We start from the raw sequence: 16,519 nt of genomic DNA on the forward strand, positions 1-16,519 counted from the left end.
CACTTTCTGGAAAAGTGCAAATATGGAAAACAATAACACATCAAAGCATCACTATTTTTACGCAGTTGGATTGAGCTATAAAAAAGCGGATGCGGAGATTAGAGGTAAGTTTAGTTTAGACGCCGCTGCAAAAACGCGTTTACTGGAACAAGCTAAGAATGAAGGAATAGAGAGTTTAATAGTCACTTCTACCTGCAACCGTACTGAAATTTACGGTTACGCGGAACACCCGTTTCAATTAATCAAATTAATTTGTGAGAATAGTCAAGGCTCTGTTGAAGCATTTCAAAAAGTGGGTTTTGTCTATAAAAATCAAGAAGCCATCAGTCACTTGTTTCGTGTAGGAACCGGTTTAGACAGTCAAATTCTTGGTGATTTCGAAATTATCGCGCAAATAAGAAATTCTTTTTCACAATCAAAATCATTGGGTTTAGCCAATGCTTTTATGGAAAGATTGGTGAATGCCGTGATTCAAGCCAGTAAAAAAATAAAAACCGATACGGAAATTAGCTCAGGCGCTACTTCGGTTTCTTTTGCCGCGGTTCAATATATTTTCAAGAATGTAGAAGACATTGGAAACAAAAACATTCTATTGTTTGGTACTGGAAAAATTGGTAGAAATACCTGTGAAAATTTAGTGAAGCACACTAAAAACGAGCACATTACGCTAATTAATAGAACCAAAGAGAAAGCAGAGAAATTAGCCGGAAAATTGAATTTAATCGTAAAAGATTATTCGGAACTGCATTTGGAATTACAAAAAGCAGATGTTGTTGTGGTAGCTACCGGCGCACAAAATCCAACTATTGACAAAGCGATTCTGAATTTGAAGAAACCACTTTTGATTTTAGATTTGTCCATTCCGAAAAATGTGAATGAAGATGTTCAGGATTTAGAAGGCGTTACGCTGATTCACATGGATTATTTGTCTCAAATGACAGATGAAACTTTAGAAAATAGAAAAAAACACATTCCTGCCGCTGAAGCTATCATCGAAGAAATAAAAGAGGAATTTATTACCTGGACCAAAGGCAGAAAATTTGCCCCGACAATCAATGCTTTAAAAGCAAAATTGAATGCGATAAAAACATCCGAATTGGATTTCCAAAGCAAGAAAATTTCAAATTTCAATGAAGAGCAAGCCGAAATAATCAGCAACCGAATTATTCAAAAAATAACGACACATTTCGCTAATCATTTGAAAGATGATGATACTATGGTGGATGAAAGTATCGAATGGATTGAAAAAGTTTTTAAAATTGGAGCTACCACAAGATAATGAATAAAACAATACGCATAGGAACCCGCGACAGCGAACTCGCGCTTTGGCAAGCCCATAACGTCGAAAAGAAGCTAAACGATTTAGGGTATAAAACCGAAATTATCGCCGTAAAATCACAAGGTGATATCATTCTTGACAAACCACTTTACGAATTAGGAATCACAGGAATTTTTACCAAAACCCTTGATATTGCTATGATCAACGGTCAAGTTGATATTGCAGTACATTCCATGAAGGATGTTCCCACGGCTTTGCCAATAGGAATTGTTCAGGGAGCTGTTCTGGAAAGAGCCAATACGTTAGACATTTTGGTTCATAAAGGAGATCTTGGTTTTCTGGATGGAGAAGGTGTCATAGCAACAGGAAGTCTGCGTCGTCAGGCACAATGGTTGCATAAATATCCGAATCACAGCACAGTCGATTTACGTGGAAATGTAAATACCAGGATGCAAAAATTTAAGGAAAGCGACTGGAACGGAGCTGTTTTTGCGGCAGCAGGATTGGAAAGAATCAACTTGAAACCGTCAAATTATATCGATCTGGATTGGATGATTCCGGCGCCGGCTCAAGGTGCAATGGTAGTTGTTGCTATGGCAAATGACGATTTTTGCAGAGAGGCGGTTTCTGAACTGAATGATATCGAAACCGAAGTGTGTACGCATATCGAAAGACAGTTTTTAAAAACACTGGAAGGCGGTTGTACGGCACCAATAGGAGCTTTGGCAGTTTTTGTAGAAGATGAAATAGTGTTTAAAGGCGTTTTGTTTTCTATAGATGGAAAACAAAAAATCGAAATCGAAAAAACTGTTCCGATGCAAGAATGGAAAAAATTAGGCTTTTATTGTGCCAAAGAAATTTTAGAAAATGGCGGAGCAGAATTGATGACAGAAATTAAAATTAATTTGAAGAAATAATGAGCCAAACAAGCATTTTATCCACCAAAACATTGTCGGCAGAACAAAGGCAAGTATTTCTTGACGCTAATTTTGATCTTTTAGAACAAGATTTCATCGAAATTAAAAACAACCTTTTTGAACTGAATACAATCAACAACAACTTAATTTTTAGTAGCCAAAATGCTGTTTTAAGTTTGATAGAACAAAACGGTTGGGAAGTTTTAAAGACTAAACCTGTTTTTTGTGTAGGTATTAAAACCAAGGAATTACTTGAATTTCATGGTTTTACAGTTGATGTTTATTTGGATTACGCATCTGAATTAGCCGAAATAATCACTTTAATTTACAATAAGGAAAGCTATACTTTTTTGAGCGGAAATTTGCGTAAAGAAACATTGCCTGAAGCATTAAAAAGCGCAGGAATAACTTTTAACGAAATCGAAGTTTATCAAACAACACTTGCGCCTTTTAAAATATCAGACCAAGAAAATTTTGACGGAATTCTATTTTTTAGCCCATCTGCCGTTGAAAGTTATTTGACAAATAATAAAATCAAGAATGAAGTTTGTTTTTGCGTAGGCGCTACTACAGCATCAGCATTAGAAACAAAGAAAATTAAAAACATAGTAATTGCCGAAACACCAACTATCGAAGAGGTGATTTTGGAAGTTATTGAATATTATAAAACGGAAAGCATCTAGCAATCTGCTAAAATTTAAATACATGATTAAGAACGACCTATTTTTAAGAGCACTAAAAGGAGAAACAGTACAACGTCCACCAGTCTGGATGATGCGTCAAGCCGGAAGATATTTACCGGAATTCATCGCTTTGCGCGATAAATATGATTTTTTCACCCGTTGTCAAACGCCAGAATTAGCTGCTGAAATCACCGTACAACCGATACGAAGAATTGCTCCGGATGCTGCGATTTTATTCTCAGATATATTAGTAATTCCTCAAGCAATGGGAATTGAAGTGTTGATGAAAGAAAATTTTGGTCCGTTTTTGCCAAATCCAATTCGTACGATTCAGGATGTGGAAAAAGTAATTGTTCCGGATGTTAATGAAACATTAGGATACGTTTTTGACGCCATCAAATTGACCAAAGAAATGTTGAATGATGAGGTGCCGTTAATTGGTTTTGCAGGTTCTCCTTGGACAATTATGTGTTATGCAGTAGAAGGGAGAGGTTCTAAAAGTTTTGACATGGCCAAAGGGTTTTGTTTCCAACATCCTGAAGCTGCGCATGTTTTATTACAAAAAATCACTGATACGACTATTTTATACCTAAAAGAAAAAGTAAAAGCGGGAGTGAATGCCGTTCAAATTTTTGACTCTTGGGGAGGAATGTTATCTCCAGTGGATTATCAGGAATTCTCATGGAAATACATCAACCAAATCATTGAAGCTTTGGCTGATGATGCTCCGGTAATTGTTTTCGGAAAAGGATGTTGGTTTGCGCTTGGCGAAATGGGGAAAAGCAGAGCTTCGGCACTTGGTGTAGACTGGACGTGTTCTCCAAGAAATGCAAGATACTTGTCTGGTGGAAATATTACTTTACAAGGAAATTTTGATCCATCCAGATTATTATCTCCAATTCCGGTGATTAAGAAAATGGTACACGAAATGATTGACGAATTCGGAAAAGACAAATACATCGTGAATTTGGGCCACGGAATTTTACCGAATATTCCTGTAGATCATGCGAAAGCGTTTATTGACGCAGTGAAGGAGTACAATCAGTAGTCAGTCACAGTCACAGTTATCAGTTTCCATTTTTGGAATTAAGAAACTGCTGCTGAAAACTAATTTATAATGAAAGAACAATTTTACCAATACATACAAAACCTTCAAGACCAAATCTGTAAAGGATTGGAAGCTGTTGAAGGTCAAGCCAAATTCCGTGAAGACCTTTGGGAACGTCCGGAGGGTGGCGGTGGAAGAACCCGCGTGATAGAGAACGGATCAGTTTTCGAAAAAGGCGGTGTCAATATTTCGGCCGTTCACGGAAAATTACCGGAAGCCATGCAAAAGATGTTCAACGTAGGTGAAGCTGATTTTTTTGCCTGCGGACTGAGTTTGGTTTTGCATCCCAAAAATCCAATGGTGCCAACCGTTCACGCGAACTGGCGTTATTTTGAAATGTACGATGACAACGGAAACGTGATTCAACAATGGTTTGGTGGCGGACAAGATTTAACACCGTATTATCTGTTTGAAGAAGATGCCAAACATTTCCATCAAACCTGTAAAACGGCTTGTGATAAACACAATCCAGATTTTTATCCCAAGTATAAAAAACAATGTGATGCCTATTTCTGGAATGCCCATAGAAATGAAGCACGCGGAATTGGCGGATTGTTTTTCGATTATTGCAAAGCAACAGATGCAATGTCAATGCAAGATTGGTTCAACTTTGTAACCGAAGTCGGCAATAGTTTCCTCGAAGCGTATGTTCCAATTGTAGAAAAAAGAAAAGATTTACCGTATACACCAGAACAAAGAACGTGGCAGGAAATCCGTCGCGGTCGTTATGTGGAGTTTAATTTGGTACACGACAAAGGCACTTTATTTGGACTAAAAACCAACGGAAGAATCGAAAGCATTCTGATGAGTTTACCACCGCATGTGCAATGGGTGTACGACCATCATCCAGAAGCGGGAAGCGAAGAAGAAAAATTAGTAAATGTATTAGAGAATCCTAAAGATTGGCTTTAAATTTATTTTAAATTCTGAATTTTAAATTTTAAATGGGTTTAACTTTAAACTTTTAAACCTGAAACTTTAAACGAAAATATATGTTCCCATTACACAGAGGCAGAAGATTAAGAACGAACGAATCCATCAGAAGCTTAGTTCGCGAAACCAGTTTAAGTCCATCGGATTTTATGTTTCCTATGTTTGTAGCTGAAGGCGAAAATGTACAAGTGGAAATTCCTTCTATGCCTGGAATATTTCGTCGTTCGATTGATTTGACGGTAAAAGAAATCCATGAATTATTCGCTTTAGGTATTCGTGCGGTGAATATTTATGTAAAAGTTAGTGAAAATCTAAAAGACAATACCGGGAAAGAAGCCTGGAATCAAGATGGATTAATGCAAAATGCCATTCGTGCCATCAAAGCCGCTTGTCCGGAAATGATTGTAATGCCAGACGTAGCTTTGGATCCATATTCTATTTATGGCCATGACGGAATCATTGCAAACGGTGATGTTGCAAACGATGCAACGAATGATGCTTTGGTAAAAATGGCTGTTTCTCATGCACAAGCCGGAGCCGATTTTGTGGCGCCGTCGGACATGATGGACGGACGCGTATTGCGTTTGCGTGAAGGTCTAGACGCAGCCGGTTTTCACAACGTAGGCATCATGAGTTATTCTGCAAAATACGCTTCTGCATTTTACGGACCGTTCCGTGATGCGTTAGACAGCGCTCCTGTTGATGCCACTGAAATTCCAAAAGACAAAAAAACCTATCAAATGGATTATGCCAATCGCATTGAAGCCATCAAAGAAGCGTTGTGGGACGTGGAAGAAGGCGCTGATATGGTCATGGTAAAACCAGGAATTGCGTATTTAGATATTGTTCGCGAGGTTAAAAATGCGGTAAATGTTCCTGTAGCAGTTTATCATGTTTCGGGGGAATATGCGATGATCAAAGCCGCTGCCGAAAGAGGTTGGTTGGATCACGATAAAATTATGATGGAGCAATTAATGTGTATCAAACGCGCTGGAGCCAGTTTAATTTCGACTTATTTTGCCAAAGAAGCTGCGATACTTTTAAACAAATAGAAATGAAAAAAATTATATTCTTTTTATCTGCATTGGTGTTTTTATCTTGCAAAAAAGAAGAAGTCAAAAAAGAATCTTTATACCCAACTTCTACAGAAGAAATCGCCCAGACTCCTGAGGAATTAGGGGCAGCAATTTTTCAAGGAAAGGGAAATTGCGTTGCCTGTCATCAAGTAGATAAGAAAGTGATAGGCCCAAGTATACAGGATATTGCGAAAATTTATAAAGATAAAAATGCAAGTATTGTGACGTTTTTAAAAGGCGAAGGCGAGCCTATTGTTGATCCAAGCCAATATGAAGTTATGAAAACGAATTTTGCGCTTACAAAAGCCATGTCTGATGACGAATTGGAAGCATTAGAAGCTTATATGTATTCAAATTTGAAATAATCCTGACGTTTTTTAGGAGCTAATCCCGCTCTACGCTATATCTTTATGTTTTTAAAGGAAAAACATAAAGGATGCCGCTTTTATCGGGGCTAAAACACAAAACCGTTCGTCTCTGCGAATGGTTTTTTTATGTTTAAAACGTTTTAAGTTTTATTTCTTTCTGAACTTTGTTACTTCTTTAGGAACAATGTGGTTAATTTTTTTATCTTTAAAATATGGAAACAGCATACATCAAAACACCTTTAGGAATTGCTACAATCATAGGCGATGAAAACGGAATTTCCGTAATCTCTGTTGCTGAAGAAGGACAGGTTTTAACTACAATTCCAGCGGTTTTGCAAGAAGCCGTTACCCAACTCAACGATTATTTCGAAGGCAAACGAACCGATTTTGACTTTGCACTCAATCCAAAAGGTACTGAATTTCAACAAAAAGTCTGGAAAGGATTACTTGAAATTCCTTTTGGGAAAACCATGTCTTATATGGATTTATCCAAAAAACTGGGTGATGTCAAAGCCATTCGTGCCGTCGCTTCTGCCAACGGGAAAAACCCGCTTTGGATTGTCGTTCCGTGTCACAGAGTCATTGGAACAGATGGTTCATTAACAGGATATGCAGGCGGTTTGTGGCGAAAAAAATGGTTATTGGAACATGAAAACCCAACAACGCAGCAAAGTTTATTTTAAAATTAGACTTCTTAGATTGTTAGAAAATTAGACTGTCTTAGATATCAAAAAATCGATCAATTTTACTACTTTAGGTTTTTCTATTTTAATCTAAAAATCTAAGAAGTCTAAAAATCTAACAAATCTAGCTGATGATTGAAAAAATAAACCTCAATAACATTCTGTTCCTCGATATAGAAACTGTTCCGGAAGCCGAAGATTTCAATGCTTTGGATACCGAAATGAAAGATCTTTGGGAACATAAAACCCAGTATCAGCGCAAAGACGAATACACACCGGAGGATTTTTACGATCGTGCGGGAATTTGGGCCGAGTTTGGGAAAATCGTTTGTATTTCGGTGGGTTATTTTACCATCAAAGGCGATATTCGAAATTTTAGGGTGACTTCCTTTTTTGGAGAAGAAAAGAAAATATTGTTGGATTTTAATAATTTGTTGAACAATCATTTCAACCAGCCGCAACATGTTTTGTGTGGTCACAATGCGAAGGAATTCGATATTCCTTTCCTCGCCCGACGCATGATTATTAACCAAATTGCCATTCCTAACAAGCTGAATTTATTTGGAAAAAAACCATGGGAAATCCCACATTTGGATACGTTGGAATTATGGAAATTTGGTGATTACAAACATTTTACTTCTTTAAAATTGATGTGTAAAGTCCTCGGAATTCCTTCTCCAAAAGGTGATATCGACGGCAGTCAGGTGGGACATGTTTTTTATGTGGATAAAGACATTGACCGAATTGTAACCTATTGTGAAAAAGACACGATTGCGGTAGCACAGATTTTCCTTCGATTGCGTAGAGAAGAATTGTTGATAGAGGAGGAGATTATTCACGTTTAAAAAAAATCAATTTCAATTTCAATTTCAAAAATCAATGCATGTGCAAAACATCTAGATTTTGTGTTTGACATTGAGATTGACCTTGTCTTTTTGGTATTGCTATTGTCATTGTAATTGATTTATTATATTTACAAAAATTATAAATTATGGTATTGAGTAGATTCTGGTTGGTTATTTTTATTTCAGCAATTGTATTTGTAGTGTTTAGTTTGTTTTCTGGAGACAGTTATACCATTGACCATGTTTTGAATGGAAAGAAAGATGATCCAATTCTGGTTTCTGAGAAATTTGCCGAAGAACTTCCTGCTTTTATTAAAGACAGCATCAAAAAAGCACCAGAACAAACCATGATTATCAATCGTGATACGCTAAATGCGGACACGACTTATGTTTATAAAAACAAAACCGTAAAAATATATAGTGGTGTTCAAAAATCAGATGGTTTATTACCAACGTGTAAAAGTACTTTGCTAGATTTAATCCTTCCGCTTATTGCTTATTTGGCTTTTTTCTGTGGATTGATGGAACTTTTAATCATTTCCGGAGCCTCTGGAAAATTAGCTAAAGCATTGAGTCCCGTTTTTGTAAAAGTGTTTCCGAGTATTCCCAAAAACCATCCTTCCATTTCTTATATGACTTTAAATTTTGCTGCTAATTTCTTAGGATTAGATTCTGCTGCAACTCCTTTTGGTCTAAAAGCAATGGAGAGTTTACAAGAAATAAATCCAGAGAAAGATAAGGCGAGTGATGCACAAATTATGTTCATGTGTTTGCATGCTTCAGGTCTTACTTTGATTGCTACTTCTATTATAGGATATCGTGCTGCGGCTAATGCAAGCAATCCTGCAGATGTGATGTTGCCTTGTATTATCACTTCTTTTATAGGAACGATTGCAGCTTTTTTAATTGTTGGAATCAAACAAAAAATCAATTTCAAAAGTGCTTCTTTGGTGATCGTATTGATGACATTAATAGCTGGAATTGTTGGTTTGTTGATGTATGTGAACCATTTGGATTTAATTGGAAAAAATTATTTTACCTCTAATCTTTCCGCTTTAATATTAATTGGAATTATTGCTTTTACCTTAATTTTTTCATTTATCAATGAGAAGAAATTCACAGAAGCATCTACAACAGTTTTTGAAAGCTTTGTAGTAGGAGCAAATAATGGTGTAAAAACTGGAGTGACTATTTTTCCTTATGTTTTGGGGATGTTGGTTGCTATTTCTTTATTTAGAAACAGTGGTTTATTTGAAATTATAAGCAATTGGATCGCTTTCATTTTTTCTAATATGGGAGTAAGTAAGCAAATTACGGATGCCTTACCAGTTGCCTTACTTCGTCCCTTTAGTTCGGCCGGATCAAGAGGATTTTTGATTGACTCGATGAATACTTTTGGTGCCGATTCCTTAACGGCTAGATTGAGTAGTATTTTTCAATGTAGTGCCGAAAGTACTTTTTATGTGATAGCAGTTTATTTTGGTTCAGTAAATATTAAAAACACTCGTTATGCACTAGGAACGATGCTTTTGGTAGATTTGATTTGTGTGATTACCGCTATTTTTGTAGCAAGTTGGTTCTTCTAGATGGAATGATTTATCATTAATGCATTCCGAAGGGGATAGTTTAAAGTTCCCGGTAGCTTCTGACAATATTATTAGTTAAGAATTTGTCTGTTTGGGGATTAATTTAAAAAGATATGAGTGACGGCTGAAACGGCTCAACTTAGAGATATTGAGCTATCAAGACAGTCGCTGTTACCAGTTAAAAACAATCAATATGAAAAATATTTTCGACAAGAAAGACAATCAAGAGCTTATTGAGAGGGTGCAAAAGTTAACTTCAGCTTCTAAAAGTACTTGGGGGGAAATGTCGGTTTCCCAAATGGTGCTGCACTGCCAGAAACCACTGGATGTTGCCGAAGGTAAATTGGAACTAAAAAGGAATATTATTGGTTTTCTTTTTGGTAAAATGGCAAAGAGAAGTTTTTTACAAAATGAATATTTTAAGAAAAACTTGCCAACCGATAAAGGATTTATCATTAAGTCATCTCCCGATTTCGAGAAAGAAAAAGAAGTGTTATGCAGCCAAATTGCTCGCTTTGGAGCCATGGGGCCAACAATCATAGCGAATAGTAGACATCCTTTTTTTGGTGAAATGACCGAAGAGGAATGGGGAATTTTGCAATACAAACATCTGGATCACCACTTGAAACAATTTGGTTGTTAAAAATTAGATCCGGAATATCATTTAAAAAAAGGCCAATGCAACAAGAAAATAATTTGCACCGCCTTGTTGATGTTAGTTTCTCTAATTTTGGATCTGATTTCATATAAAGCCTTACCCATTTGAGTTTCCACCGTTTTTACGGAAATTTCCAGATGCGATGCAATTTCCTCATAGGTCAAGCCTTCCGTTTTACACATGATGAAAATTTCTTTTCTTTTAGGGGGAAGTTGTTCTATTATTTGCGCTATATATCTTAATTTTTGTTGTGTATATTCTTCATCGCTTTCTATCAGTTCAAGAACTGCCGTTTTTTGATTTTTTTCAGATAAACTTTCCTTACGCTTATCTTTTTTGTATTCGTTTATAAAGGAATAATAAGCAGCCTTATACAAGTAACTTTTTATGGAGGTGGTAATTTCTATTTCACTTCTATTTTTCCAGAGTCTGAAAATTACTTCTTGAACAATATCCTCTGCCTTATCGTAATCTCGTGTCAGACCATTTATATAATGTACAATGTCTTTGTATTTATTCGCATATAAGTATTTATAGGCCTCCTCATTTCCGTTTTTGAGGGCTTCAATCAAATAATTATCATGTTTGAAGGAATGAATCATAATTTTTTTAATAATTTTTTAACGTTGATTTAATGGTTGTTAGAAATTAAAATAAAAAAAACAGAAAAAAAATTAAAATGAGTAGGGGTATTTGTTTTTTCAACTGTCATATGAAAAGCGAATTAACATAAAATTAAGTTAAAACACAACTTTAAGATAAAAAATACGGCATGTATATAAGAAACATAGAGACAATCTTGTTAAAATACTTTAGCGGAGACGCAACTATAGAAGAGGTTGATTTTTTGGAAGAGTGGATTTCTGATAATCAGCAAGAATACATCGATGCAGTTAAAGTTTATTTCTCGACAATAGAATCGAAACAGCATATAGATACTGATTTGGCGTACCAAAAGTTTATTGAGAAAATAAACGAAGTTAAGGTAGTCCCAATAACGAAACCTAAGTTGGCCTATAAAATTTTAAAATATGCAGCGGTATTTATTGGCGTGTCAATAAGCTCTTTTTTATTGTATCAGAATATTTACAAACAAGATTTAGGTTTGTCCGGAACTAATGCGAAGGCCTATGACAGAGCCACTTTGGTATTTGCGGATGGCACAGAAGTTGTTTTAGAAGAGCATCAAAATGAAGAGATTAAAACAGATGCTGGTGTTAAAATTGTGAACAATGCCAAAGTGTTAAAGTACAGTACGGTTGATAATTCTGTAAATACAGATCCAAGTAAAGTTACCTACAATACACTGCATGTGCCTAATGGAGGAATTTATCAAATTGAGTTGCCGGATGGTTCAAAAGTTTGGTTGAATTCAGCCACTTCGTTAAAATTTCCAACACAGTTTGTTGGCAATCAAAGAGTGGTTTCTATTGATGGGGAAGCTTATTTTGAAATTCAAAAAGACAAGAAAAAACCGTTTATAGTTAAAACCGAAACGGCAGCCGTAACAGTTTTGGGAACGCATTTTAATGTGAATTCTTATAGTGAGGATGATTTTTTTGCCACAACATTAGTTGAAGGAAGTGTTCAATTGAGTGCTTCGAATCCAGAGGGTTCAACGATGATTTTGAAACCGGGTCAAAAAGGAAGCTTAGTCAAAGGCAACAATTCCTCAATAGGCGTAAAAGAGGTTGATGTGTATCAAGAAATAGCATGGAAAGATGGGAAATTCTTTTTTGAAAAAGAAAAGTTAGGAACCATTATAACCAAATTAAGCAGATGGTATAATGTGGATTTTATATTTGAAAATCAGTCTGTTGCAAATTATACTTTTACGGGTGTTGCCAAAAAAGATCAGCCTGTTGAATATTTGTTGGATATTATAAGTAAGACTTCTGATGTGAGGTATGAAATAGTTAAAAAAACCAAGACTAACAGAAAGCTTATAAAAATAAGGAAGAAGTAATAAAAAAAGCTAGAAAAATGCGCCAACATTTCCCTAGCTATAAACTTTAATCATTAAAAAAACTCTGGACAAGAGCTATTTATGAACCATTAAACAACCAAATTTATGAAAAAAATATTAGACTCAGTTGATGTCGAGGTATTAAGTAAATAAAAAAATAAATCTTTGGTTAGGAAGATCAGTTTTTTTACGTCACTTTTTACTATCACCTCTTTCCTCCAGAAGCCTTTCAGTAATCCGTTGAAAATATGGAAAACTGAGTAGTATCTCTAGGTTAATTTTATTAAAAAAACATAATTTTAGCACAAAAAAAAACATAATATTTTTTTGTGCTAAAAAAATAAAAATACTCTGTGCTCGAGCACATTTTTTTGTATTTTCCTTGTTTTATTAAGATTTAATATTTAGATTCGTGATGTATTAATAAATTAAATCACTTGGAGGGTGAAATTAATTTAATTGAATGAGAAGATTTTAGTGTTTTGCAAAATACTGGTACACAGGATATTGAATGCGTAAGATAAGCCTGTACTTATGTTGCGGAAGGTTGAAAATTATGTAAGATTTTTTAGAAGTTATCAGTTCTTTGACCGTTGAATTAAGAGATTTTTTCTGGTTGAAAAAAAACAAGAAAAAGAATAAAAATTGTGGTTCCCAATTGCGGAGTCAATTTATGAATAGCCAGTAGAAATTTGTTGGATAGTATAAGCAAGATTTGCAATGTGTAAGTTTAAAAATACTAAAAAACAGGAAAATATAAAAAACACGAAAGAAGTAGTAAAAAAAAGGAAAATGCGCCAACATTTTCCTGGTTATAAAACTATTTAATCATTAAAAAAACTCTGGACAAGAGCTATTTACTAACCATTAAACAACCAAATTTATGAAAAAAACGTTAGACTCAGCAGATGTTGGGATGTTAACTAAACAAAAAAAATTAATCCTTTGGATAATGAAGAAATCACTATTCTTTTTTATTGCCTTATTTAGCATTACTTCTTTTGGATACACTCAAAATTTTTCTTTAAACCTAGGTAAAGTTACTTTACACGAAAGTTTTGACAGAATAAAAAAAGCAGGGAATGTAACGATGTTTTATAGTGATGATGAGCTAAATGTAGATAAGTTGGTTCGTGTTAAATTCACTAATAAAACGGCATTGGAAATGGTTTCGGATTTAGTTGGGCCAAATTTTGAAGTGAAGTTAGTTGATAATTCAGTTATACTGATTGTGCCAATTTCAAAAGAAGCAGCTTTAGCAATTAAAGAACTAGCTGACATTACGGTTACTGGAAAAGTAACGGGTGAATTAGGGGAGAACTTGCCTGGAGCATCTGTTAAAATTAAGGGGACAAACAAGGTGGTATCTACAGATGTTGACGGAAGCTTTAGCATCGTAGCTAAAGATACTGATGTTTTGGTAGTTTCCTTTATTGGATATACTACTAAAGAAGTAGCAGTTGGTAGCCAAAAAGAAATTAAAATTAGACTTAAACCAGAACAAAATGAACTAAATGACATTGTGGTTATAGGGTACCAAAAGGCCCGTAAAAAAAATGTTAATGCTGCAGTTTCCAGTATAAATAGCAAACAATTGGAATCGATACCTGTACTAAGTGTATCCGCTTTGATTGCCAGTTTATCTACAGGGGTTATGACCCCGACACAAAGTGGTGCTCCCGGTGGAAGAGGTTCCGTTGTTATTCGTGGTAACTCTAATATGTCCGGAGCTACTGATGGTACCGGATACAGTAATCCGCTATATGTAATTGATGGTGTACAGACTTCTTTGGAAGATTTGGCCGGGTACAACACCTCCAATATCGACTTTTTGGCTTCATTGAACCCCAATGACATTGAAAGCATCGATATGTTGAAAGATGCTTCAGCTGCCGCGATTTATGGATCCCGTGGTGCCAATGGGGTAATTATTATCACGACCAAAAAAGGAATTGCTTTGGATAAACCAGAATTCAATTTTTCGATGAGTACGGGTATTTCGCCAATTCCGGAATTGGTTCCAATGTTGGTGGGGTCTGCCGAAAGAAATGCCAAAATGGGGATGATTAACAAATGGTGGAGACCAGAATATGCACAAAGTTCGTTGGTGCCGATGGTGTTGTCCGACAGTTTGAATCCTGCATTCAATAACAATGTGGACTATCAGGGAATGTTTTACAGAACAGGGGCTACGCAAAAATACAATTTAAGTGTGCGAGGCGGATCGGAAGGTTCGAATTACAGGCTGTCCTTAGGTTATGATGATGCCAAAGGGGTTATTCAAAATTCTGGTTTAAAGCGTTATACTTTTACAGGGAATCTCAATTCTAAAGTTGGGAAAAGTTTCGAAAACCAACTGAGGATGAATATAGTCTTTACGGACAACCAAACGGGTCAGGGAAATCCGGATCAAAACAATTATCAATTTAATACCACCCTGCCTACGGATCCTGCCAGCTTAAATTCGTCCTTATTTTATATTTCGGATGCTAAAAAGAAATCTTTCACGGGGGAATTGAGTGAAAAATTGAATACGGACGAGACGATTCAAACCACTATTTCGAATTTTTCAAAATTCAATCTTACCGATGGGCTTACTTTTAATTCCCAATTTAGTTTTGTGTACAGTACCCAAAAGAAAAATTTTTATGAACCATCAATACTTCGTGAGGAAGGGGACGGTTTTGCCAGTTATGCCTTATACACCCGCAAGAATCTGTCTTCGGATGTTTATTTGAATTATTATAAGAGGTTTAATGATCATACGTTTACCGGTGTTTTAGGGACTAAAACCGATTATAACAAATACGAAAACATGGGGCTTTGGGCTCAAGGTTTTGGTAGTGATGCCATCAAGGTGATTAACGGTCGATATACTAAAGAACAAATAAACGGATATACGAGTATAGAGGCTAATGCATTGTTGTCTTATTTCGGTCGTTTAGGATACCAATTCAAAGAGCGTTATATGATTGGCGCTACTTATAGCAGGGACGGATCTTCCCGTTTTGGTAAAGAGGTGCGTTGGGCAAATTTCTCATCTATAGATTTAGGCTGGATCTTTACAGAAGAAGCTTTTGTTAAAGACAACATCTCAAATATAGTGAACTATGGTAAATTCAGAGCCAGTTATGGTGTAAATGGGAAACAGTTTAGTGAAAACTATTTAAGATATGGGGCATACAGTTTGGGCTACGGAGGTAATCCGTTGTGGTCTAACTTAATGAATGTTTCTTCTTATGGTGGCGTGACAGGGGTAGTGCCTAATTATAATGCCATTGGAAATGACCAATTATCATGGGAGAATTCAAAACAATGGAATTTAGGGGTCGATTTGGATTTGTTTAACTACAGAGTAAATGTAGTCTTTGACGCGTATAACAAGAAAACTGAAGCCTTGCTTTTTGATGTCTTTTTTCCGGCCTATTCAGGTTATAATAAGGCCTTATCCAATGTAGCCGGTGTGATGAATTACGGATGGGAAACCATGGTTAAATGGAATGTTTTTCCAAAACAGAATGATTGGAATCTGGATTTTACAGTCGGCTTCAGCCAAAATAAAAATTTTGTGACCAAGCTTCCTAACGGAAACAAGGATTATTTTAGAGTAGATCCAAACACCGGAAGAGAATTTGGCTATGTGGTAGGTATGCCTCTTAACCTTCCTGTATTATTCAGAAACGAGTATATATTGGATGACCTGAGCCAATTGCCAATTAACCCTTACACGGGTGAGTTGCTTAAAGCGAAAGGGGCTTGGGGAATCATAGCTCCGGGCTTCCCAATCTGGAAAGATTATAATGGAGATTATATATTGCATGACGAAGTAGGGGTTAGGGATAATATATTGGACACTAAATTTAAACCAACACCTGATTTTACAGGTTCTTTTAACATAAACTTAAAATACAAAGGATGGTATTTGCAGGCGTATAGTCAATTCTCTTTTGGTTCAGATATCATGAATTCAGTTCTGCAAAGTTATATGGATAGATACGACAGAGGAGGAACAGGATGGGCAGAAAAAGGATTGGCCGATTTGAGCGACCTGAGCTTCTGGCAACAACCGGGCGATGGCGCCGCAGGAGTGCGATTCCCGGCAATGTACCCGTCTGTAACCGGTTTACCTCCTTACTATAGATTTAGAGAAGGACAATCATTATGGATAGAAAGTGGCGATTTTTGGAAAATTTCCAATGCTTCTATCGGATATACCTTTGATAGAAGCCCTATTTTAGATAAACTACATTTATCTCGTGTACGTGTTTATGGATCTGTCTTAAATCCATACCAATGGCAACGTTCTAAAACGGTAGCTGATGCTTCTCAGGTAAATGAGCACGGATATACCTTAGGGAATGGGTATCCACAGTCAAAAACCTTTTCTTTTGGATTGGATGTTAAATTTTAAATGAAT

At 35.9% G+C, this 16,519-nt stretch carries 14 protein-coding genes; 13 read left to right on the forward strand and 1 reads right to left on the reverse strand.

Annotation, left to right across the window (positions count from 1 at the left end; all coding sequences use genetic code 11):
* Positions 1 to 22: 22 nt before the first annotated feature.
* From hemA to ACNQGX_RS09440, 11 genes are all read left to right on the forward strand, one after another.
* On the forward strand, positions 23 to 1,279 hold the full coding sequence (gene hemA / locus ACNQGX_RS09390; protein WP_417975638.1) for a glutamyl-tRNA reductase: 1,257 nt from the start codon (positions 23 to 25) through the stop codon (positions 1,277 to 1,279).
* The gene (gene hemC / locus ACNQGX_RS09395) at positions 1,279 to 2,196 is read left to right on the forward strand and encodes a hydroxymethylbilane synthase (RefSeq protein WP_417975640.1); all 918 of its coding nucleotides are present in this window, start codon (positions 1,279 to 1,281) and stop codon (positions 2,194 to 2,196) included. Before hemA ends, hemC begins: the two co-directional genes overlap by 1 nt.
* The gene (locus ACNQGX_RS09400) at positions 2,196 to 2,879 is read left to right on the forward strand and encodes a uroporphyrinogen-III synthase (protein ID WP_417975642.1); all 684 of its coding nucleotides are present in this window, start codon (positions 2,196 to 2,198) and stop codon (positions 2,877 to 2,879) included. Before hemC ends, ACNQGX_RS09400 begins: the two co-directional genes overlap by 1 nt.
* Positions 2,880 to 2,901: 22 nt before the next feature.
* The gene (hemE, locus tag ACNQGX_RS09405) at positions 2,902 to 3,927 is read left to right on the forward strand and encodes a uroporphyrinogen decarboxylase (RefSeq protein WP_417975644.1); all 1,026 of its coding nucleotides are present in this window, start codon (positions 2,902 to 2,904) and stop codon (positions 3,925 to 3,927) included.
* A gap of 69 nt (positions 3,928 to 3,996) precedes the next feature.
* Positions 3,997 to 4,899 (forward strand): oxygen-dependent coproporphyrinogen oxidase, encoded by a 903-nt coding sequence (gene hemF / locus ACNQGX_RS09410; protein WP_417975646.1) that lies wholly within the window; start codon positions 3,997 to 3,999, stop codon positions 4,897 to 4,899.
* A gap of 80 nt (positions 4,900 to 4,979) precedes the next feature.
* Positions 4,980 to 5,972: a porphobilinogen synthase gene (gene hemB / locus ACNQGX_RS09415; protein ID WP_417975647.1), complete on the forward strand. Its 993-nt coding sequence runs from the start codon at positions 4,980 to 4,982 to the stop codon at positions 5,970 to 5,972.
* Positions 5,973 to 5,974: 2 nt separating this feature from the next.
* On the forward strand, positions 5,975 to 6,361 hold the full coding sequence (locus ACNQGX_RS09420) for a c-type cytochrome (protein WP_417975649.1): 387 nt from the start codon (positions 5,975 to 5,977) through the stop codon (positions 6,359 to 6,361).
* A gap of 215 nt (positions 6,362 to 6,576) precedes the next feature.
* The gene (locus ACNQGX_RS09425) at positions 6,577 to 7,047 is read left to right on the forward strand and encodes a methylated-DNA--[protein]-cysteine S-methyltransferase (RefSeq protein ID WP_417975651.1); all 471 of its coding nucleotides are present in this window, start codon (positions 6,577 to 6,579) and stop codon (positions 7,045 to 7,047) included.
* Positions 7,048 to 7,178: 131 nt separating this feature from the next.
* Entirely contained in the window at positions 7,179 to 7,892 is a 714-nt protein-coding gene (locus tag ACNQGX_RS09430; RefSeq protein WP_417975653.1) for a 3'-5' exonuclease, read from the forward strand.
* Between the two features lie 146 nt (positions 7,893 to 8,038).
* Positions 8,039 to 9,478: a nucleoside recognition domain-containing protein gene (locus tag ACNQGX_RS09435; protein WP_417975655.1), complete on the forward strand. Its 1,440-nt coding sequence runs from the start codon at positions 8,039 to 8,041 to the stop codon at positions 9,476 to 9,478.
* A 193-nt stretch (positions 9,479 to 9,671) separates the two neighbouring features.
* Positions 9,672 to 10,121: a DUF1569 domain-containing protein gene (locus ACNQGX_RS09440; RefSeq protein ID WP_417975657.1), complete on the forward strand. Its 450-nt coding sequence runs from the start codon at positions 9,672 to 9,674 to the stop codon at positions 10,119 to 10,121.
* Positions 10,122 to 10,138: 17 nt separating this feature from the next.
* On the opposite strand, the gene ACNQGX_RS09445 is transcribed toward ACNQGX_RS09440, so the two are convergent.
* A complete protein-coding gene (locus tag ACNQGX_RS09445) occupies positions 10,139 to 10,738 on the reverse strand; it encodes an RNA polymerase sigma factor (protein ID WP_417975659.1) in 600 nt (199 codons plus the stop codon).
* Positions 10,739 to 10,908: 170 nt separating this feature from the next.
* On the opposite strand from ACNQGX_RS09445, the gene ACNQGX_RS09450 reads away from it, so the two are divergent.
* On the forward strand, positions 10,909 to 12,102 hold the full coding sequence (locus ACNQGX_RS09450; protein WP_417975661.1) for a FecR family protein: 1,194 nt from the start codon (positions 10,909 to 10,911) through the stop codon (positions 12,100 to 12,102).
* Positions 12,103 to 12,985: 883 nt separating this feature from the next.
* Positions 12,986 to 16,513, forward strand: a complete 3,528-nt coding sequence (locus ACNQGX_RS09455; protein ID WP_417975663.1) for a SusC/RagA family TonB-linked outer membrane protein — start codon at positions 12,986 to 12,988, stop codon at positions 16,511 to 16,513.
* The last annotated feature ends 6 nt before the right edge of the window (positions 16,514 to 16,519 follow it).

Source organism: Flavobacterium glycogeni (assembly GCF_048286775.1).
Taxonomy (GTDB): domain Bacteria; phylum Bacteroidota; class Bacteroidia; order Flavobacteriales; family Flavobacteriaceae; genus Flavobacterium.